The sequence below is a fragment of the Rhizobium azibense genome, from assembly GCF_004342325.1.
GTDB lineage: Bacteria > Pseudomonadota > Alphaproteobacteria > Rhizobiales > Rhizobiaceae > Rhizobium > Rhizobium etli_B.
This window is the reverse complement of sequence record NZ_SMBJ01000001.1, coordinates 747,149-766,620: the sequence shown is the minus strand read 5'-3', so window position 1 is coordinate 766,620 and position 19,472 is coordinate 747,149. Positions and strand designations below refer to the sequence as shown.

Here is a 19,472-nt window from a genome sequence, read left to right as displayed (position 1 = left end):
GCATTTTGTGCCCTTGATCTTTCGGCCTCGGTGCTCGGTAGCCTATTGCGGCATTGCTTGCATTCGATGCCCGTGTCTCCCGTTGGCATATCACAACGGTCGTGCCAGGAGCCGGATCCATCGCGGCATCATTGCATTGCGCCTTGCACCGACATACGAGCGAGAGGCGGTTCCCGATGAAGAGCGTCAGACGTTGCTCAACGGCAAATTGGCGCGTTTAATGGAAATCCTGAGAATTACGAGTGAGCCCTGACATGTGCGGACGCGTATTCATCAAAACCAACCTTGAAAGCATGATGAACGCCTTTGCTTTCGCCGATAGAAGAAGCGTGCTCGGTCTGGCCAACCAGTTCCCGCGATATAACGGCGCCCCTTCCCTCGACTATCCGATCATCATCAGGGAAATGGTGCGCGAACCGGATGTCATGGGACCGGTGTTCGTCAGCGCCGGGTGGGGCTTGATCCCTGGATGGATGAAACCGGGAGGACGGCCGCAGGTCAATGTCCGCTCGGAAGGCATCGCCAGGAACAGCAGATTCAAGGTTGCCTATCAAGCTCGCCGCTGTCTTGTTCCAATCGACGGCTTCTTCGAATGGAAGGACATCTTGGGCACGGGCAAGAACAAGCAGCCATATGCCGTCGCCATGAAGTCGGGCGCGCCCTTCGCACTTGCCGGCATCTGGGAAACCTGGCGCAATGCGGCCGACCTCGATGTTCGCACCTTCGCGATCATCACCTGCCCGGCGAATACCATGATGGCTGCGATCCACGACCGCATGCCGGTCATTCTGCATCCAGAGGACTACGAGCGCTGGCTGTCGCCGGAGCCGGAGCCTGGTGATCTGATGAAGCCGTTCCCCTCCGAGCTGATGACCATGTGGCCGATCGGTAAAGCCGTAGGCTCACCGAGGAACGATACGCCGGACATTCTCGAGAAGATCAATCTTGATCCACAGCCGCCGATTTTGTGAGGCATGCTACGGCGTGGCGCCTTTCTTCAACGAAACATGGCGTTGGACTCGACAAAGAGAAATATCCGGCACGGGTCTTACGCAACGTAAGATTGCTGCGATTGCAATCGTACTGTTCTACGCGTTCGCGGAGCAGAACCCTTCGTCTTGGCCGGACGAGCCAGCGCCCGAAGAGTAATTAATTAAGCGCTTGCTAATTTTATGATGTTGAAGCAACCTCGAAGGTTCGCCCCGTTTCGTGAGCTCCGCTGCCTTCAGCGAAGGGAGGTTCTATGTCTTCCAACATCCATTACATGCCATACGGCTGCCGCGCGGAACAAGACGGCAAATGGACGGTATTCGACACCGTCACCGGCTATCCCGCCATGATAGGATGCAAGCAGTTGACTGATCTGACCGAAAAAAATGCCACCGACTTGATGGAGATCCTCAATCGGAACACTGTCGGGTCCAAATGGCATCGCCTTCCCAGATATGCCATCCAAGGGCTGCCATCACGGATGAGCGGCAGCGACCCCGACCAGAAGACGCGTTCGCCGTCACCCAGGCATCGGTAATCGCTTTACGCAACGCTCGATGCCGTCTCGCCACCGCGACCGACTGACCAGCAAGTCAAAAGACCGCGACCAGATCAGACCTTCCATTCTTTTCAAGATGTCGAACCCATGGCAATGCAGTGCGGCAGCAGCCGAGACATCTGTTGGCACCGGCTGGGCTGCCTGGCGGTCGTGCGCTGCGCAAAGCCGCTTCGCTTCCCGTTCATGTCCGATGATGAGGAGCGCTGCGGGAACTCATTGCGGTCAGGCTCGATCCCTTCATAGTCCGCGCCCCGCCAGGGATGCCAGACGCTTCTCCACTTGCATCGCGCTGTGGTCCTTCGTTAACCTGCTTTTCTGGAGAGGGCGAGATATGAGTAACAGACGTTGGGATCACCCCGTAATGATTGTCTGCAGGAGAACCGGTCAGCTCACGACCATCGCATCCACATCCGAGGCGCTGGAGGTTCTCGCGAATTCTTGGCCGGTGGCGGAGGGAAAGGCATTCATGGCCGCGTTACTGATCTGCTCAGACGTCGAAGCCGGAATTCGGGAACCTCATGAAGCCCGCGCAAGCTTCATCGCCGCTGCGAAAGAAGCAGGTGTCCCGTTCGATACGATGCGCGGTTAGAAAAGAGATGCGCAATGAAGTCCCGTTGACCCGGCATTCGATCGCATCAGTCGGTGCTGTTCGCCGATAGGTTCAACGACTTGGTGGTCATGAGGACAGACGAGCGGTTTTGTTCCCATTAGAAAGAGCCTTGCGTTTCGCCTCAGGTCGAACAGAAAGGCCGCTGCCGTTAAGTCGGCAATTGCTTCGACCGGTGTGCCTTACGCCCGGCGCGCGCCGCGGCAGACAAAGAGCCCGCCACAGACATATCGAATTCATGATGGTTCAGGCCATCCAAGGTTTTGGAACTTCGCTCATGGCCAGCCCTCGCCAAAAGGTTGAGCCAACGCCCGACTAGGACCAAAGTCCCGCCAAAATTCAGACTTCGGTCCAATATCATCCACCTCAAGCTTAATGCATGTTTTGAATGACCCGAAGTGCGCATTACGCGCGCCAAAGGTTAGGGCTCTCCTCGTGCAGCCAGGGAGGGCCCTTATTGGTACTGCGTACTCCAAGTGTCGCAATGCATCGAAGGCAGCCGCGGCACAAGGTACGGCCAGGGCTCGCCTTAGCCCACCCATCCGAAGGCGAGCCCTCGTCGTATCTCATCGGTCAACCGAGCAGGAGAAAGAAAGCGGCCCAGAACATAGCTGACAGTTCGGCCGCCACCAAGAACCCAATCGTTTGCTCGCGCATCCCGTCCTCCCCCAGGTTGGGCCGCCGCACATCAAATGACGAACCCTCCTACCCGAAAATCGCCTGCTAAGCCGTATCAGGAACGCGTGTTTACCGGTCTTGGCAGCGACGCGATATCATAAAATATCAGGATCCTGGACGCCCTTTCTTGGTCCGTTAGCCGAAATCGCGCGACGGCAACAAACAGCGATAAGGATTTGTTGTGTTGGCCTTTGATCGCCCTGTAGAAATAGCGCGAGCTGGGTGCGGACCTTAACGGCTGGCACTGGTGTGGCGTGTTGTGGGACAAAGCCCGCAACAAGCGCTCTTACAGGGACGTTCCATATCCGGCGTCGTTCACGTCGTCGAATTGGCGTCCAACGCTCAGTCGAAAACGCTCAACGTAAAAGGGCTCATACCGCGCGTTTGCGTGTGTTCGGGCTTGGAAGGGCGAAACCCAGAAAGCTTACGACTATTTGGTCGCCACTTTTTCTTGAGCTGTGCATGATCGAGCAAATGCTGAAGGACTTCCTGGCAACATGGTCGCTCGACTGAAAAGCCAAAGCCTGCGCGGTGTCGGCCGACAGCGTACGAAGACGGCGAGGTCTGATCCAGCACCCATGCGTGCGTTCTGCGGCCGGGAGATATCAGGCTCGGAACAGCAGCCGGCATTAGCTCCTCAACATTCTGCCGCTTGAAAGTGGAGTGCTCCGGGAGAAAAGAGTATCCTAGCTGCGATTGCGGCGATACCGCCTTATAGAGCGACGCTTGAAATCACCCAGCCGTTGGAAGCCGCTTGCACGTCATTCTCGTCTGGCGCCGAGCGGGCGGCGTGGCAGGGATCTTCAATCGGAGGGCCCGCATGCGAATAGGACCGTCGTCATTTCCGATCGCGAAGGAGCGATCAAGGCTGGCCAGGGAGGTCGCATCATGTTTTTCGACAGCAAAGAAATGTCCGTCGATCGTCGGCACGTGGTTTACGGCGCCGCCGCCGCCTTTAGCGCCATCGTGGCCGCACTGACGGGCGGCGGTAACCCGGCGCAGGCCCAAACCTACCGGGTCGACGAGGGAAAGGAGTTGGCGCCGGGTGTGCGGGCCGTGGAGCTCGGAAAAGGGGCCGCGATGATCCCCGGCTACAAGACAGTCTCACTCGTCGATCTCGTGTTTCAGCCGCGGTCGAACCTGCCTGTCGGCAGCATGCCCAATGCTATGATCTGCCACGTCACCGAAGGGGAACTAATGGTTCTGCAAGACGGCAAGGAGTTCCAGGCCAAGAAGAACCACGTGTGGACCTGTGCCGAGGGCACGAACGAAGGCGCTCGCAATGACGGAAGCGCACTCGCAATCATGCGGATTGCGAACCTGCTGACGGTATGACGCAACGGGGGTGGAAAGGAGGCCTCGATGCTGATGCGAAGATACGACGCCTTCGCCTGACTTGCCGGCGCCACGCTTTGCTCGGGTGTCAATAGATCGGCGCAGTACGCTTTCCTTTAATCGCTCCAACGCTCGACTTTCCGTCGGGCCGCCTTGATGTCGCCATCACTTGGCCGGTGGAGCCCTTGGATCATGCAGGTGAGCGGTATTGCTGCGACGCCGAATAGAACGAGGTGAGCATAGGCCTTCTTTCGGCCAATGGAATCGAGCGCGTATTCAAACTACTCTGTTGTGTCGTCGCAGCGTTGTTCGCGAATGGCGTCAAGTCTTTTCAAGAAGGGACCGAAAGCCTCGTTTGTGTCTGAAGGCACCGCAAATGTCGGCAGCGTTTGCAACTGCCGAACAAGAGCTTTGTCAGTTTCGTACCGCAGATACTGCAGTACGGCCGCTTCGTCTGGTTGAGATGTCATCCGCCCGAAACGGAAAACCGCAGCGATTGTTCCGCCAAAGATGGAAATTATATTACTAAATGTCACGAGGTCATTCGGCACGCCGCTGTTAGTGCGAACTCGCGCTTTCAATTCCACCCTTTTGGCTGGGCATGGAAGGTCAGAACCCGGAGCCCAAGTCGACGCGCGATCCGGCGCGCTGATGGAGCTTCGCAGATGGTCCGTGCGGTTTCGCCTTTTAGCCCGCTGGCAGACAGCGCAGGCGTCGACGCTTTGGCTCGTCCTATGCCGGATTTACAGATCAATCAGCCGTTGGGCGGTGAACTTGTCCGTGACAAGCATGTCGATGACGCTAATGCGAAGTGCGCCGGCGATGGCGGCGGTCTTCTTAGACCCACCGGCTAAGGCAATCACGCGATCCACACGTTCAAGGTCTTCGAGCGGGATACCAATAACGCGGTCGTCGAGTGGCGTCTTAACTGCCTTACCGTTCTTGTCGAAGAACCGGAGCGAGATATCGCCAACGGCTCCCGCTTCAGCCAGGTCGGAGAGCTCCCGCGACGAAAAAATGTTTCCCGATCGCGCAAGGAGTTCGGACGGCTCGACCGCTCCAATTCCGACAATTGCAAGTGTTATGCTGCCGAACAGGTCCATCGTCTCACGGACGAACGGATCGGCCTGCATGAGCAGCTTGGCCTCTCGCGAGGTCGTCACGCCTTGCACCGGAAGCAGCTTCGGCTCCGCTCCGGTCAGACGCGCCAGTCGGGTAGTCAGCTGAGTGGCATGGGTCTGCACCGAGGGATCGCCCATGCCCCCGAGCGTCTGGACAACGTACTTCGCCTGGGCGCTCTTTTGAGGGTGAATGTTTTCGACCATCTTGAAAATGGTCTGACTCCAGCTCGAAACTCCGATGATCTCGCCAGGGGCAAGGGTGACCTCCAGGAGATGGGCGGCCGCTTCCCCAATCCGCGCCATGACCGCGCCGTCTCGATCCTCGCTACATTCGACGACGACGGCTTCGGGTAGTCCGTATTTCTCCCTGAGTGCGCCCTCAAGGTCACTGTAAGTACCGGCAGGAGGAATGACGCTGGTCCGAACGATATCTTCGGCCTCGGCACGTTTCAGCATTCGCGAGACCGTGGCCTGTGATAAGCGAAGATGTTGCGCAATCTCAGCCTGCCGTCGCCCCTCGATGTGGTACATCTGGGCCACTCTTGACATGAGGCGGAGTTCGTTGAGGCGAGCCATGGCTGATCCCGGTGGGAATTTTTATTCACCTTTAGCCATTGTTTGACGCGACGTCGAGCGGGCGAGAGCATCATTCCAGGTATTCAGCAGCGCCTGCCGGTCAACAGGTTGCGGAGCAATGACCCGCATGGTTCTGGGTAACCCCGCGATGACGTCGAGATCACGCCACAAGCCAAGCGACAGTCCCGCCAAATATGCCGCGCCAAGGGCCGACGCCTCGGGAGCCTCGCATTGGATGACGGCGTGCTCGACAAGATCCGACACGCACTGCATCAGAAAGCGGTTCTGGCTTGGTCCGCCGTCGACATAAAGGGCGCCGAGTTCGCCACCACTTTGTGCTCGCATGGCCGCGACCACATCGTGGGCCTGAAACGCGATCGAATCGGTTACCGAACGTGCCATCTGCGCACGTGTTGTATTGAAATTGATCTGAGAGAAAAGGGCGCGAGCGTCAGAGTTCCAGTAGGGTGCGCCCAGTCCTACGAAGGCTGGCACGAAACCCGGTCCGCCTGCTTCGGCGGTCGCCGCAAGGTCGATCAGTGCAGCGACGTCCGGAAGGCCGAGAATGCCCGCCATCCATGGGAGGCTCGCCGCAGAAACAAGGATGTTGCCTTCGAAAGCGAAAGTCGGCGTTCCGTCGATGCGCCAGGCGACAGTGGTCGTCACACCGTTGCGTGGCGCAATGAACCGAGGAAGGGTTGTCATCACCGACGACCCCGTTCCAAAGGTTATCTTTCCATCACCAGGTTTGAACGCTCCATGGCCGAACAGGGCTGCATGGCTGTCGCCGATCGCGGCCCTGATAGGGGTGCCGTCCGGTACGCCCTTCAGCCCCTTTGTTGTCCCGAAATCGGCCGAGCTGTCGAGCACCTCCGGCAGGAGTGCCGTATCGACATCGAAAATTTCGCAAAGCTCCTTACTCCATGTCTGCTCCTCAAGGTCGAATAATTGGCTCCTGGAGGCGTTCGAGGCATCGCATACGTACCGGCGTCCGCCGGTCATGCAGTGCACGAGCCAACTGTCGATCGTTCCCAGCCGCACTGGTCGGCCCTTCGGCACACGATCCAGAAGCCATCGGAACTTCGAACCTGGGAACATTGGGTCGAGGGGTAGGCCGGTGAGCGCCTGCACGCGATCCAGATGTCCTTCGACAAGGAGACGTTTGCAATCAGGTGCCGTGCGCCTGCATTGCCAACTGAGCACAGGTCCCAGGGCCTCTCCCGTCTCAGCATCCCAAACAGTGACCGACTCGCGCTGATTGGAAATTGCAAGGGCCGCAATGGTCACGTCCGGGACCGCATCCAGGCAGATTTCGATCGCCTCGCAAACAGACGTGTAGAGACGGTTCGGTTGTTGTTCGACCCACCCCGGCTTCGGATATGAAATCCCCACAGCCGCCGAGCCTCGTGCGAGGACTTCTCCCTTTTCGGAAACCAGAACGGCCTTTGAATTGGTCGTGCCCTGATCGATCGCCAAAATAGCGAGCATCGTATCCTCCACAGATTAAAAGACCCGGGGCAGCGGACGGCCCGGCTCGATCGTATGCGACCGGCTTATTTGCGTTTCATAAGCGCCTGGGCGGCATCCGCGATTGCCGGCGGGGCCATGCCGAATTCATCGAGAAGGAACTCAGCCGAACCGGTCGGGGCATAGATGCCCGGAACGCCCAGGCGCTTCATCGGAACGGGCGCATTGTCGACCACCACCTCGGCAACCGCGGAGCCAAGCCCGCCGAAAATCGAATGTTCTTCTGCCGTAACGATCGCTCCGGTTTCCTTGGCAGCGGCAATGATGGCATCCTCATCTATGGGACGTACCGTGGCGAAGTTGAGGACCCTTGCCCGAATGCCACGTTGCGCGAGGATTTCGGCAGCCTTGAGCATACGGTGTGTCAATGTACCGTTCGCAATGAGTGTGACATCGGAACCTTCGCGCAGGAGATTTGCCTTGCCGAGCTCGAACTTGTGACCTTCCGCAAGAAGATCGGGCACGCCCACGCGCGACAGACGGAGGAAGCATGGGCCGTGGTAGGTCGCCGCCCACTCGACGGCCGCCGCGGTCTCGATGCGGTCGCAGGGCGCAATCACAGGAAGATTCGGCAGGACTCGCGTCCAGGCGAAATCCTCGATCGAATGATGGGTCGGACCGAGCTCGCCATATGCCATTCCAGAGGAAATGCCCACGAGCTTAACATTCGCGTTCGAGTAAGAGATGTCCGCCTTGATCTGTTCAAGCGATCTTCCCGTCAGGAACGGAGAGGCGCCGCAGACATATGGTAGATGACCGCCGTTGGCGAGGCCTGCTCCAACCCCGACCATGTTCTGTTCCGCGATACCGACATTGACCAGGCGCTCGGGAAATTTCGACTTGAAGCCGCCAAGCTTCGACGAGCCTACCGAGTCATTGCAGACCGCTACAACTTTCTGATTCTCGGTCGCCAGACGTTCGAGCGTCGCTGCGAACGCGTCGCGGCAGTCATAAAGCTTGGGTGCGTTTACTGGGGCGTTCATTACATTGCCTCCGACAGTTCTGCCAATGCGAATTCGTATTGTTCCTTGTTCGGAACCTTGTGATGCCAGTCGACACGGTCCTGCATGAATGAGATTCCGTGGCCCTTGTTCGTGTGTGCGACAATGCAATGCGGTCGGTCGCCTCGATGTTCGAGCGCAGGAACGATCTCGTGCATACTGTTGCCGTCAATCTCGGTCACCTCCCAGCCGAATGCTTCCAGTTTCGGACGAAGGGGAGCGATGTCGTTGGTATCGGCGAGTGCTGCACCCTGCTGAAATCTGTTGTGATCGATGATCAACGTCAGGTTATCCAGCTTGAATTGGGCCGCTGCCATGATTGCCTCCCAGTTGGAACCCTCCTGCATCTCACCATCGCCGGTGACAACGTAGGTATGATACATCGCTCCGGAGAGCTTGGCGGCCTTTGCCATTCCCACCGAAACCGGCAGACCGTGTCCGAGCGGGCCGGTATTCGTTTCCACCCCTGGAACCTTGTTGCAATTGGGATGTCCATTCAGTCTCGAGTACGGCTGCAGAAACGTGGAAACCTCCTCTTCGGGAATGAAGCCGCGCTTTGCCAGCGTCACGTACAGGGCGCACGCCGTATGCCCCTTGGAAAGGACGAACCTGTCCCGATCGGGATGCTTCGGCTGGTCGGGCCAAACTTTCAGCACGCGGAAGTACAGGGCCGCAAGAATGTCAATTACCGACATCTCGCCGCCGATGTGGCCGGCACCGGCCTCGAAAACCGCCCGAAGATCGCGCAATCGGATCTCCCGAGCGAGGCGCTCAAGTTCTGTGATATCCATGGATTCCTCTGTGCATATTTATTCAATCATCAATATTTTTGCACACAGTCCCATTTAGTCAAGCCCCTTACGCAATATCGAACCGGCAATGGCGCGGACAAATCCAGTTGACAGCCGCAAACCAACTTGTTAATGAATTTTTCAACGGGTGTGAATAATTATTCTCTCCTGCACGAATATTGGCTACCAGCTAGACCCAGGGAGGAACGATGGTGGCGCTCGACATCAATGAACAGAGACTTTCATCCGGTGCCTGGCTGAGCAAACTCAAGGGTGCCACCGGTCCACTCGTGGGGCTGCTTGCTCTTTGCGTCTTCCTGAGCATCAGCACAGACGCGTTTCTCTCGGTTCGAAACGGCCTCAACATCCTCGATCAGATCACAGTCCTTGGCATCATGGCGGTGGGAATGACCTTCGTCATCCTCATCGGCGGCATCGACCTGTCGGTCGGTTCGGTTCTTGCTCTTGCGATGATGGTCATGGGCTGGACCGCCAATATCGCCGGCCTTCCGCTTGCGGTCGGGATCGCTTTCGGTCTGATCGCATCTGCCGTTTCGGGGCTGATCGTGGGCCTGCTGGTGACGCAGTTCAAGGTCCCGGCGTTCATCGCCACTCTGGCCATGATGTCGGCAGCTCGCGGCGTCGCAAACATGATCACCGACGGTCAGCAGATCGTGGGATTCCCTGACTGGTTCATGATGCTCGCAATCGATCGCCATTTCGGCGTGCTGACTGCCACGGTCTTTCTGATGCTTGCCGTCGTCCTTGCCGCTTGGCTATTCCTGCACTTCCGTTCCGAAGGTCGCATGCTCTACGCCGTGGGCGGAAATCCGGAGGTTGCTCGCCTGGCGGGCATCAATGTCCAGCTCGTGACGATCGGCGTCTATGTGATGAGCGCAGTTCTAGCCGGACTGGCAGGCATCGTTCTCGCCGCCCGCCTTGATTCGGTCCAGCCGTCCAGTGGCTTTGGCTATGAGTTGGACACCATCGCTGCCGTCGTCATCGGCGGGACTTCGCTGTCTGGCGGCGCCGGCGGTATTGGGGGTACGCTCATTGGCGTTCTCATCATCGGTGTCCTTCGCAACGGTCTCAATCTTCTCAATGTCTCGCCGTTCCTTCAGCAGGTGATCATCGGCATCGTCATCGTGCTTGCGGTCGGCGCGGAGACAGTTCGTCGGCGTCGCGCCTGACGAGCGGGCCCGCTCCATGAATTCCGCCCGAAGCTTGGGGCGGATCAATACCCCGAGGGGGAGGAATTACCCGAGGGTCCCATCAAACAACGGAGGAATTAAAATGAAAATTGCGCGCACCATGCTCGCGTCTGCCGCACTACTTGCTCTCACGCTCGGGCCCGTACATGCGGCGGAGCTGAAGAAGCTTGGCCTGGCCGTTGCCAACCTTCAGGCAAACTTCTTCAATCAGATCAAGCAGTCCGTCGAGGACGAAGCCAAAAAGCGTGGTATCGAAGTCGTCACGGTCGACGCAAAGGGCGACGGACCGACGCAGGTCAACCAGATCCAGGACCTTCTGACCCAGAACATCGACGCCCTGATCTACATTCCGGCGGGTGCGGCCGCAGCGACCGTTCCCGTCAAGCTTGCCAAGAACGCCGGCGTTCCGGTGGTGAACGTTGACCGAAACGCCGACGGAGCACCCGGCGACACCTTCCTTGCAACGGATTCAGTCGCGTCCGCCAAGGCCGTCTGCGACTACATTCTCAAGCAAGCCGGCGGCAAGGGTAAAATGGTTATCATCCATGGTCAGAAGGGCACCACGCCCGAGGTCGACCGCTCCAAGGGATGCGCTGAATCCCTCAAGGCCAATCCCGACGTGAAGGTTGTTGCCGAGCAGTACTCGAACATCTGGAGCCAGGACGAAGGGTTCCAGATCATGCAGAACATGCTCCAGGCAAATCCCGACATCTCGATCGTGTTTGCCCAAGCCGACGCACTCGCACTTGGCGCCGCGCAGGCGATCAAGGTTGCCAATCCCTCCCAGAAGATCGTGGTGGGCGGCTTCGACGGTGACACAGCAGCCCTCGAAGCGCTGAGCAAGGGTGTCTTCGACGTGACCGCAACGCAGCAAACGCAGAAGATGGGCCGCGACGCGGTCGCAAACGCGGCCAAGCTCGTCGCCGGAGAGAAGATACCGCCGGTACAGCTCCTGGATGCCACGCTGACGACCAAGGAAAACGTCGCAGGTTTCATCGCTAGCCACCCGTAAAAAAGTCGAGGTCTTGAGGAGGTGTGCCGTGACTGATCCGGTTCTTTCCCTGAAGGGCATATCCAAGCGATATGGATCGCTCCAGGTTCTGAGGAATGTCAGCCTTGACGTCTATCCGGGCGAAGTTGTTGCACTTCTGGGTGAGAACGGAGCGGGCAAGTCAACGCTCTCCGGCATCATCGCCGGGTCACGCACGCCATCCGAAGGATCAATGACATGGCTGGGACAGCCTTATGCCCCGGCCACCCCAAGGGAGGCGATCGACAAGGGTGTGGTCCTGATCCACCAGGAGCTGCAACTGCTTCCGCAGCTTTCCATTGCCGAAAACGTCTTCATCGGACGCTGGCCGATGAAGAACGGCGTCGTCGATCGCGCCCAGATGGTTCGCCGCGCAACCGAACAGCTCGCTCGCCTGAACCTTCACTTACCGGCAACTCGGAAAGTGGCCGGTCTTTCGACCGCAAATCAGCAGCTCATCGAAATTGCGAAAGCGCTGGCTCTCAATGCAAAGCTCCTGATCCTGGACGAGCCGACCGCAGCACTGGGGGGTGCGGAGACGGAAGCTCTCTTCCAACAGGTCCGGAAGCTTCGCTCCGAAGGCGTTGGCATCATCTACATCTCCCACCGCATGGAGGAGATCAGACAGATTACCGACCGCATCGTCGTGCTTCGCGACGGGGAGCGCGTGCAGGAATTCGCCGACAGCGCGACGCCGGTACGCACGATTGTCGAAAGCATGGTCGGACGTTCGCTCGACCGGCTGTTCCCGACCCTGCCGGTTCCCACGAAACATCCGGTACTTCAGGTGTCGGGGCTGAGTTCTCCGGACAATTCCTTCCGCAACGTTACCTTTGACGTGAAGGCCGGCGAAATTCTTGGAATTGCCGGCCTGGTCGGCGCCGGCCGCACGGAACTTGTGCGCGCCCTTTCGGGAGCGGACCCGATCAGTGCGGGCTCGATTAAGCTGGAAGGCGAAGAACTCAGGCTCCGCGATCCTGCCGACGCGATCGCCAAAGGCATCGTGATGGTTCCAGAAGATCGCAAGGACCAGGGGTTGGTTGTCGGCCACCGGATAGGCGAGAACATTATCTACGCCAACCTCGACATGCTGGGTGGGCGTTGGATCACACCGCGCGTCAAGCGCTCTTTCGCGGAGAAGGCGGTTGCCAAGTTCGGCGTAAAGGGTCGCGCAGAGCAATATGCTTCGGACCTGTCCGGTGGCAACCAGCAGAAGGTCGTCATCGCGAAATGGCTCATGCGCAATCCCAAGGTCGTGGTGCTCGACGAACCAACGAGAGGCATAGACGTCGGTGCCAGAGCGGGCATCTACGACATCATCGTCAATCTTGCGAAACAGGGCGTGGCGGTCATCGTCGTAAGCTCCGACCTCGAGGAAGTTCTCGGCGTCTCAAATCGCATTCTCGTGCTTGCCCAGGGCAAGCAGGCAGGCATTCTCAATCGTGACGAGGCAAACGACGTCTCGGTCATGGAGCTTGCTACAATCTAAACAGACAGAGAAAGGAAGAGCGGTGTCCGACATCACTCTGAACGCCCCGAAGCTTTTTGATCTCAGCGGCCAGGTTGCCATCGTGACCGGAGCCGGCAGCGGAATTGGGCAGCGCATTGCCATTGGTCTTGCACAGTGCGGCGCCGACATTGCGCTGCTCGACCGCCGAACCGACGACGGACTGGCCGATACGGCTAGAGAAATTCAGGTCGCCGGCCGCCGCTCCATCAAGATCGAAGCGGACGTCACGAGCAAGTCATCCCTCAGCGATGCAGTCACACGCACCGAGGCCGAGCTCGGCGCACTGACGCTTGCCGTCAACGCCGCCGGCATCGCCAACGCCAACCCTGCCGAAGAGATGAACGAGGATCAGTACCAGACGTTGATGGACGTCAACCTGAAAGGGGTCTTCCTTTCTTGCCAGGCCGAAGCCCGCGCCATGTTGAAGAACCGACGCGGGTCCATAGTCAATATCGCGTCCATGTCCGGGGTGATCGTCAATCGGGGACTGAGCCAAGCGCACTATAACGCCTCGAAGGCCGGTGTGATCCATATGTCGAAGTCCATGGCGATGGAATGGGTCGACCGTGGCATCCGCGTCAACACCATCTCGCCCGGATATACGGCGACGCCGATGAACACGCGTCCCGAGATGGTGCATCAGACCAAGCTTTTCGAAGAGCAGACGCCGATGCAGCGCATGGCAACGGTCGACGAGATGGTCGGGCCGGCCGTGTTCCTGCTGTCGAATGCTGCAAGTTTCGTGACGGGCGTCGATCTGCTTGTCGACGGAGGTTTCTGTTGCTGGTGATGCGATGCGAAAGCTGGTTGCCGGCAAACTTCAGATATACGGTCTCGCTTCCTCCCTGGCCGAGATCGTGGCGCTGAAGGGGCTCACGAGCGAGGCGGCGTGGACATCGTCGTCCGCTCGCCCTTCACGCCGATCGAAAATCGCGCGAAACGCTCGAGGGATTGGATCGTGACTGCCGCTGCCCGACACAGCACCGAACGACGCCGGGCGAATGCACCGATGTCGTCGGAGCCGACACGCTCGTTCCATGGGGGCGCATGCTTGATAAAATCCTCGGCCCTTGCGACGTCGCGCGTTCCACAGCACTGATGCCAGAGCCAGGGGCGACTGCGGCTTGAAGGCAGCATGATGCCGGCTCTGCGGCCGACGGGCCCGATATCACCTGGCAACGGGAAAGGAAGAGAGAGAATGAAACGCTTCGAAAACAAGACTGTCGTCATCACCGGAGGCAGCCGCGGAATCGGCGCTGCGATCGCCAAGCGCTTCGCCGCAGAAGGCGCCAATCTCGTGGTCTCGGCAAACGAAGAGTTGGTCCATACGGTCGCCGAGCAAATCAAAATCAATGCCGGCAATGCTATCTCCTTCGTCGGAGACGTCACCGACAGAGCCAGCGTGCGGGCTCTCTATGACGCGGCGGAGAAAGCTTACGGTACTGTCGACGTATCGATCCAGAACGCCGGCGTCATCACAATCGCCCGCATCGAAGACATGACAGAAGCCGAGTGGGACAGGGTCATGGCCGTCAACACCAAGGGCGTCTTCCTGTGCGCGCAGGAAGCAATTCTGCGCATGCGCAGGCATGGACGCGGCGGCCGCATCATCAACACCGCCTCAGGCCAAGCGCGCGACGGCTTCATCTATACACCGCACTACGCCGCTTCAAAAATGGGCGTCGTCGGGATCACCCAAAGCCTTGCCAAGGAAGTCGCGACCGAAAACATTACCGTAAATGCCTTCTGTCCCGGTATCATCGAAACCGACATGTGGGCCTATAACGATCAGGCGTGGGGCAAACTCCTCGGCAACTACGGCCCCGGACAACTGATGAAAGAGTGGGTCGAAGGGATTCCAATGAAGCGGGCAGGATCTGGCGAGGATGTTGCCGGTCTCGTCACCTTCCTTGCCAGCGACGATGCTGCCTACATCACCGGCCAGACGATCAACGTCGATGGCGGCCTGATCATGTCGTAGCTTTATTCGACAACAAGGAACAGTGCGTTCACCGCGAAAAACAGGATCTCGATGGGCCAGCGGCACGGCAGCCTCTTGCAGAACCCGGCCCCGATCCTCTATGTTACACGCGTTCTCAGGGCGGGGTGCAATTCCCCACCGGCGGTATCGAGGCAACTCGGAGCCCGCGAGCGCCTTCGTGGATGCGGAGGGTCAGCAGATCCGGTGAGATGCCGGAGCCGACGGTTACAGTCCGGATGGAAGAGATCAATGCAGCGGACGCCGCCCCATGCGCGGTGTTTCCTATGCTTGTTCGCCCAAGGGAAAATGGTGGCTTGACAGGCCATGCACGCCGCTCACAACGGCTAACCCTTGAAAGGCAAGAAAATGGCAATTTCCAGAATCGACGATGCGATCGCCGCTATTGCGCGGGGCGAGATCGTCGTCGTTGTCGATGATCGTGACCGGGAAAACGAAGGCGATCTCGTGATCGCGTCGGAGGCCGTCACTCCGCAAGCAATCGCGTTCATGATGAACCACGCCCGTGGTCTTGTCTGCGTTGCGATGGAAGGCGACAGGCTCGACGAGCTCGATATTCCGTTGATGGTTCCACGCAACACCGAGGCGCTCGAGACCGCCTTCACCGTCTCCGTGGACTACGTTCCAGAAACGACGACCGGCATATCGGCCGCCGACAGGGCTGCCACGGTTCAAGCACTTGTCAGAAAAGGCTCTCGTCCCGAGGATTTTGCCCGGCCAGGTCATATCTTTCCGCTTCGGGCCCATCCGAATGGCGTTCTTTCCCGCCCCGGCCACACCGAAGCAGCAGTGGATCTTGCCAAGCTCGCCGGTCTGTCCCCATCCGGGGTGATCTGCGAGGTGGCCAACGATGATGGCACGATGGCACGGCTTCCCGAACTCGAACGGTTTTCTGAACGGCATGGCCTCCATCTGATCACCATCGAAGACTTGATCGCCTACAAGGTAGCGAATGTTCCCGTTAAGGCGGCCTGAAATACGGTTGGTCGCCTTTTCCAGGGGTTGGCGGCCTTCCTCCCGAAGCAGTTTGAATCGGCGCATCGAAGGACGGGCGAAGCGTCCTTCGATGCGCACAATCAAAGGAACTTACATGGATTGTGAACTTTGCCATTCGACAACATCGGCGCTTTGAACCCAGATGGTTTCCTCTTCGCCGGCGCGGCCATGCTCCATTTTATATGTGGCGACCTCGCCGAATGTGTCGGCATAAGCCAGCAGGCGCTCCAGCGACGCGTCGGGCGGCGACGCTATTCGCTCCATCGCCTCGCGCGTTACGATCACCAGCCAGTTCGACGCAATGTCGGTCATCGGGATATGGCCGTTCTCATTGGTGACGAACGGTGGCATGTTCGGGCGCATTTTTAGCGACATTTACTCTCCTCAATCGAAGGAAGGTTGTCTCCGGACCGGCTCGACCGTCCTTCAGAGCTTGCCTGTACCGGTGATCAGCGAACGGCGATCAAAGCCGGCATCATCCGATTTTGATTTCAGGAGCGCCTGCTCCGGAGCGATGCGGGGGTAGTGCTTAAAGCCGTCGATCTCAATCTGGGCCTTAAAGTAGGCCTCTCTCCAAAGCCCGTAGCGAACCGGATCCGCTTGGGGAACAAACGGATTGTCACCCAGCAACTTCCCGGTTTTTGGCGCAAGCGCGCCTAGTTTTTCAGCTTGCCGATCGTCCACTTCCCTTCTGAAGCCTTCAAACATCGTTCACTTCCTCGTCAATCGAAGCACTCCATCTGCCACCCGCACGATCGATCCTCACCCATGGGCAGGGCATTAATGAACAATGGAACGGAGTTCCGTCGGAAGACCTTGGATCGCGAAGCGATGAAGCGGTGAACCTGCAAAAGCCGTCCCCATTTTCCGAGACTTCCCGAATTGCCGATCAAGTTCATTGGCGAGGTCTGTGGCATCCGTCATTCCCTGCTGAAAGAGGCGGATCATCAGCCTGGCTGCTGTATTGAAGGGTCGAGGCGGTTCGAGAAGAATGTCGTCTGTATATCCAGCATCACTCAGCACCTGCTGCAACATACCGAGGTCTTGGCTCGTTAGATATTTCGTAGAAATTTCGGAAGACATGAGGTCCTCCTTTCGGTCGGGGCAAGGACATGGCGCCCTCAAACAGCAGCGCCCGTGATGATGACTGCTGGAGGCCGGAACCATGCGCTGCCACCGGAAGCAAAGCAAATGAAATCTTCCGAACATGCTAAAATACACCCGACTCGCAATCGGGCCGCAAAGGAAATGCGGCGTAGATGGTCAGAGGACACGACCTCTGCGTCAGGTGGGCCTGCAAACAACCTGCATGCGGACGCGATTGCGTGCCGTCAGCGGTTCGTTTGAGCAGTAGCTTTTTTCAATTGTGGCCCGCTCGGCGCTGATTCTCGAATGCGCCATCCTTGCCTTCTGCGCGGGGAACCTGGAAAGACGTTGCCCGAAGATCATCCGCCGGTTCTGCCGGCAGAGAAAATGCAAGTTCAAAGATCAGGCCGCTGGTCTCGTAAGTGGAAAGGCTTTTTGCCTGATATTTCGCCGTGAAGGCCTTTTCGATGAGTACCGAGCCGAATCCTCTAGCGATTGGCTGAGTGACCTTTGGCCCCCCTGTTTCCTGCCAAGTCAGTTGAACCCGCCGGTCCTTGAGCGTCCAGTCTACGGCAATCCGGCCCTCGTCGGTACTCAGTGCGCCGTATTTCATCGCGTTCGTGCCGAGCTCGTGCACAACCAGCGACAGGGCCAGCGTGAGTTCCGCCGGTAGAGAAACCTGTGGACCCGTTACCTCCACTCGGCTGGCAACGACCTCGTGGTGGGGGCGCAGGGACTTTCGGATCGTCTCGGACATATCCGCCGAATGGGCCTCTCTTGTGAGAATAAGATCATAGGCACCTGCCAGCGCCGTCAGCCTTTCGGAGAACACGGCATAACGGGAAGGATCGCTCTTCGCAAAACTCTGTCGGGCGATCGCCTGCACCAAAGCGTAGCCGTTCTTGACTCTGTGGGCCATCTCCCGTGACAGCAGGTCTCTTTCGTCCTCTGCCTCCTTAGCTTGCCGGTGCCGGGTGTCCAGTTCGTCAAGGAGACTGTCCAATGTGGCTCCCACGGCACCAAGATCATCCTTGGCGGGATCCATCCGCGTGCGTACGTCGGTCCTGCCGGCGCGCCAGTCTCCCATCACGCGAGCGATGTGGTGGATCGGTCTCACGATGAACCGGTTGCCTATGAGGACGGCGGCCAGGAAGGCGAGCAGTGCGCCGCCGATGATGGACAGCGCGTTGACTTCCGTCGCTCGGTTGATCGGTGCGAATGCCTCCTCCTTCGAGATGCTTGCGTCAATGTAAAGCGGGTTGTTTGGAAGCTCGATCGGGCGATATCCCAGGATCCGTACGATTCCGTCCTGTCCTTTAACCTCGATGATACCTGGAAAACCCGCATAGATCAGGTGTCGAAAGGCAGCAGGGATGGCGGTGCCGACAAAGCGGCCGGGATTTGGCACGTGTGCCAATATCGTCCCGTTGCTGTCGGCAATCGTTATGGCGTTGCCACCCTCCACGCCGCGTTCTGCGATCCTGTCCTGCAGCCACTCCAAGCGCAGGCCCGTCACCAGCACACGTTGGGCGATCCCCCCCTTCATCAGCGGCATCGCTACCGGAAGGACTGCACCCTTCGACATCCGGCTGTCGGTGTAGGTGCCGACCACAAACCTGCCTGAGGCAAGAGCTTGCCTGAAGTAGTCCCGATCCGCGAACCGGACGCCACTTGGCGGCTCGACGCTGCCGCAGACAGGATGCCCCGACAAGTCGGTCACAAAAATCGTGCGAATATTGGACACGCTCGAGGCTACCGACCGAAGAGCCCGGTCGCAAGCAGCCGCGTCGAGGTCCTGGATTGCGGGCATTGAGGCAACGGCGACGAGAAGACCATGCAGTCCTTCGATGATCCGTTCGACTTCGGAAGCCGCCAGCCGCGCGGCCTGCGCAGCGTTGCCCCTGATTTCCTCGTTGCGCTGAAGGCGTGTCTCCAATTCGTTATAGACGAGCATCGCGACAACTGGCGCTAGCGCCGCAACCGCGACTGCAACGAGCTTCAGTCTCATTCCACCGCCCTTTGGATCTTGTCGATCCGTTCCCCACTCGCGTTTCGATAGCATGACTATTCAGGCATGACTATCCATGTCTGACGTTCCTACACTGGATCGCCCTCGAACTCAGAACGTGAACGCGGGCCATGAATGAGACGCCCTTGGCTAAGCAAACGGAGATGGGAAGCGCTTGCGAAAAAAGTCGCGATCAATCAGCGTCGCGCACGGTCAATGCGAACTGATTGCTGCACAAAGAGACGACTTGCGGCGCTCGAAGCTGCAGTGCATTCAAACCGCACTTTCTCGCACCCGAAACCCAGCGTACACCGCATGCTGCAGGGCTTAAATGTCGGCAGCCGATGAAGATCCTGCATCCATGAAGCATGGGCCGATTGAAATCGGGGTCGCAGCCTGAAGCGGTGTCGAACGGAAACTGGCGCGATGCGCCTGGGCGCGACCATG

At 58.7% G+C, this 19,472-nt stretch carries 18 protein-coding genes and 1 riboswitch; of the genes, 9 read left to right on the top strand and 9 right to left on the bottom strand.

The window, feature by feature from the left end; translation table 11 throughout:
- Positions 1-254: 254 nt before the first annotated feature.
- The 3 genes from EV130_RS03665 (at position 255) to EV130_RS03650 (ending at position 4,169) form a co-directional block, all read left to right on the top strand.
- A complete protein-coding gene (locus EV130_RS03665) occupies positions 255-971 on the top strand; it encodes an SOS response-associated peptidase (protein WP_132659282.1) in 717 nt (238 codons plus the stop codon).
- Positions 972-1,880: 909 nt separating this feature from the next.
- Entirely contained in the window at positions 1,881-2,138 is a 258-nt protein-coding gene (locus EV130_RS03655; RefSeq protein ID WP_074064110.1) for a DUF982 domain-containing protein, read from the top strand.
- A 1,584-nt stretch (positions 2,139-3,722) separates the two neighbouring features.
- A complete protein-coding gene (locus tag EV130_RS03650; RefSeq protein WP_245520009.1) occupies positions 3,723-4,169 on the top strand; it encodes a hypothetical protein in 447 nt (148 codons plus the stop codon).
- Positions 4,170-4,912: 743 nt separating this feature from the next.
- On the opposite strand, the gene EV130_RS03645 is transcribed toward EV130_RS03650, so the two are convergent.
- The 4 genes from EV130_RS03645 to EV130_RS03630 all read right to left on the bottom strand — a co-directional run bounded on the left by EV130_RS03645 (position 4,913) and on the right by EV130_RS03630 (position 9,185).
- Positions 4,913-5,866 carry a sugar-binding transcriptional regulator gene (locus tag EV130_RS03645; protein ID WP_132659280.1) on the bottom strand — a complete coding sequence of 318 codons (954 nt, stop codon included), beginning with the start codon at positions 5,864-5,866 and terminating at the stop codon, positions 4,913-4,915.
- Positions 5,867-5,887: 21 nt separating this feature from the next.
- Positions 5,888-7,354, bottom strand: coding sequence for an FGGY family carbohydrate kinase (locus tag EV130_RS03640; RefSeq protein ID WP_132659278.1), 1,467 nt, complete (start codon positions 7,352-7,354; stop codon positions 5,888-5,890).
- 65 nt (positions 7,355-7,419) lie between these two features.
- Complete coding sequence (locus tag EV130_RS03635; protein WP_074064106.1) at positions 7,420-8,376, bottom strand: transketolase family protein; 957 nt, start codon at positions 8,374-8,376, stop codon at positions 7,420-7,422.
- Positions 8,376-9,185, bottom strand: a complete 810-nt coding sequence (locus EV130_RS03630; protein ID WP_074064105.1) for a transketolase — start codon at positions 9,183-9,185, stop codon at positions 8,376-8,378. Before EV130_RS03630 ends, EV130_RS03635 begins: the two co-directional genes overlap by 1 nt.
- A 209-nt stretch (positions 9,186-9,394) precedes the next feature.
- Between EV130_RS03630 and EV130_RS03625 the strand changes: the two genes are divergently transcribed.
- The 4 genes from EV130_RS03625 to EV130_RS03610 all read left to right on the top strand — a co-directional run bounded on the left by EV130_RS03625 (position 9,395) and on the right by EV130_RS03610 (position 13,726).
- Entirely contained in the window at positions 9,395-10,375 is a 981-nt protein-coding gene (locus tag EV130_RS03625; RefSeq protein ID WP_074064104.1) for an ABC transporter permease, read from the top strand.
- A gap of 103 nt (positions 10,376-10,478) precedes the next feature.
- Entirely contained in the window at positions 10,479-11,408 is a 930-nt protein-coding gene (locus tag EV130_RS03620; protein ID WP_132659276.1) for a sugar ABC transporter substrate-binding protein, read from the top strand.
- A gap of 28 nt (positions 11,409-11,436) precedes the next feature.
- A complete protein-coding gene (locus EV130_RS03615; protein ID WP_074064102.1) occupies positions 11,437-12,915 on the top strand; it encodes a sugar ABC transporter ATP-binding protein in 1,479 nt (492 codons plus the stop codon).
- Between the two features lie 22 nt (positions 12,916-12,937).
- Positions 12,938-13,726, top strand: coding sequence for an SDR family oxidoreductase (locus EV130_RS03610; RefSeq protein ID WP_132659274.1), 789 nt, complete (start codon positions 12,938-12,940; stop codon positions 13,724-13,726).
- A gap of 83 nt (positions 13,727-13,809) precedes the next feature.
- On the opposite strand, the gene EV130_RS32450 is transcribed toward EV130_RS03610, so the two are convergent.
- Positions 13,810-14,073 (bottom strand): hypothetical protein, encoded by a 264-nt coding sequence (locus EV130_RS32450; protein ID WP_165918480.1) that lies wholly within the window; start codon positions 14,071-14,073, stop codon positions 13,810-13,812.
- A gap of 61 nt (positions 14,074-14,134) precedes the next feature.
- On the opposite strand from EV130_RS32450, the gene EV130_RS03600 reads away from it, so the two are divergent.
- Positions 14,135-14,917 carry a glucose 1-dehydrogenase gene (locus EV130_RS03600; RefSeq protein ID WP_132659272.1) on the top strand — a complete coding sequence of 261 codons (783 nt, stop codon included), beginning with the start codon at positions 14,135-14,137 and terminating at the stop codon, positions 14,915-14,917.
- A gap of 107 nt (positions 14,918-15,024) precedes the next feature.
- A riboswitch (FMN riboswitch) is annotated at positions 15,025-15,169 on the top strand.
- Between the two features lie 114 nt (positions 15,170-15,283).
- Positions 15,284-15,910 carry a 3,4-dihydroxy-2-butanone-4-phosphate synthase gene (gene ribB, locus EV130_RS03595; protein ID WP_132548995.1) on the top strand — a complete coding sequence of 209 codons (627 nt, stop codon included), beginning with the start codon at positions 15,284-15,286 and terminating at the stop codon, positions 15,908-15,910.
- A 111-nt stretch (positions 15,911-16,021) separates the two neighbouring features.
- Here ribB and EV130_RS03590 read toward each other — a convergent pair whose 3' ends face one another.
- The 4 genes from EV130_RS03590 to EV130_RS03575 form a co-directional block, all read right to left on the bottom strand.
- A complete protein-coding gene (locus EV130_RS03590; protein WP_074064099.1) occupies positions 16,022-16,306 on the bottom strand; it encodes a hypothetical protein in 285 nt (94 codons plus the stop codon).
- Positions 16,307-16,357: 51 nt separating this feature from the next.
- The gene (locus tag EV130_RS03585; RefSeq protein WP_074064098.1) at positions 16,358-16,639 is read right to left on the bottom strand and encodes a hypothetical protein; all 282 of its coding nucleotides are present in this window, start codon (positions 16,637-16,639) and stop codon (positions 16,358-16,360) included.
- Positions 16,640-16,711: 72 nt separating this feature from the next.
- Positions 16,712-17,014 carry a hypothetical protein gene (locus tag EV130_RS03580; protein ID WP_074064097.1) on the bottom strand — a complete coding sequence of 101 codons (303 nt, stop codon included), beginning with the start codon at positions 17,012-17,014 and terminating at the stop codon, positions 16,712-16,714.
- A 277-nt stretch (positions 17,015-17,291) separates the two neighbouring features.
- Entirely contained in the window at positions 17,292-19,025 is a 1,734-nt protein-coding gene (locus EV130_RS03575; protein ID WP_132659270.1) for a sensor histidine kinase, read from the bottom strand.
- Positions 19,026-19,472 lie beyond the last annotated feature (447 nt).

Coding starts and splice junctions, on each gene's coding strand:
- EV130_RS03580 (WP_074064097.1), bottom strand. CDS start 17,014: ATGTCTTCCGAAATTTCTACGAAATATCTAACGAGCCAAGACCTCGGT.
- EV130_RS03645 (WP_132659280.1), bottom strand. CDS start 5,866: ATGGCTCGCCTCAACGAACTCCGCCTCATGTCAAGAGTGGCCCAGATG.
- EV130_RS03630 (WP_074064105.1), bottom strand. CDS start 9,185: ATGGATATCACAGAACTTGAGCGCCTCGCTCGGGAGATCCGATTGCGC.
- EV130_RS03620 (WP_132659276.1), top strand. CDS start 10,479: ATGAAAATTGCGCGCACCATGCTCGCGTCTGCCGCACTACTTGCTCTC.
- EV130_RS03590 (WP_074064099.1), bottom strand. CDS start 16,306: ATGTCGCTAAAAATGCGCCCGAACATGCCACCGTTCGTCACCAATGAG.
- EV130_RS03655 (WP_074064110.1), top strand. CDS start 1,881: ATGAGTAACAGACGTTGGGATCACCCCGTAATGATTGTCTGCAGGAGA.
- EV130_RS03575 (WP_132659270.1), bottom strand. CDS start 19,025: ATGAGACTGAAGCTCGTTGCAGTCGCGGTTGCGGCGCTAGCGCCAGTT.
- EV130_RS03600 (WP_132659272.1), top strand. CDS start 14,135: ATGAAACGCTTCGAAAACAAGACTGTCGTCATCACCGGAGGCAGCCGC.
- EV130_RS03625 (WP_074064104.1), top strand. CDS start 9,395: ATGGTGGCGCTCGACATCAATGAACAGAGACTTTCATCCGGTGCCTGG.
- ribB (WP_132548995.1), top strand. CDS start 15,284: ATGGCAATTTCCAGAATCGACGATGCGATCGCCGCTATTGCGCGGGGC.
- EV130_RS03585 (WP_074064098.1), bottom strand. CDS start 16,639: ATGTTTGAAGGCTTCAGAAGGGAAGTGGACGATCGGCAAGCTGAAAAA.
- EV130_RS03665 (WP_132659282.1), top strand. CDS start 255: ATGTGCGGACGCGTATTCATCAAAACCAACCTTGAAAGCATGATGAAC.
- EV130_RS32450 (WP_165918480.1), bottom strand. CDS start 14,073: ATGCTGCCTTCAAGCCGCAGTCGCCCCTGGCTCTGGCATCAGTGCTGT.
- EV130_RS03640 (WP_132659278.1), bottom strand. CDS start 7,354: ATGCTCGCTATTTTGGCGATCGATCAGGGCACGACCAATTCAAAGGCC.
- EV130_RS03650 (WP_245520009.1), top strand. CDS start 3,723: ATGTTTTTCGACAGCAAAGAAATGTCCGTCGATCGTCGGCACGTGGTT.
- EV130_RS03635 (WP_074064106.1), bottom strand. CDS start 8,376: ATGAACGCCCCAGTAAACGCACCCAAGCTTTATGACTGCCGCGACGCG.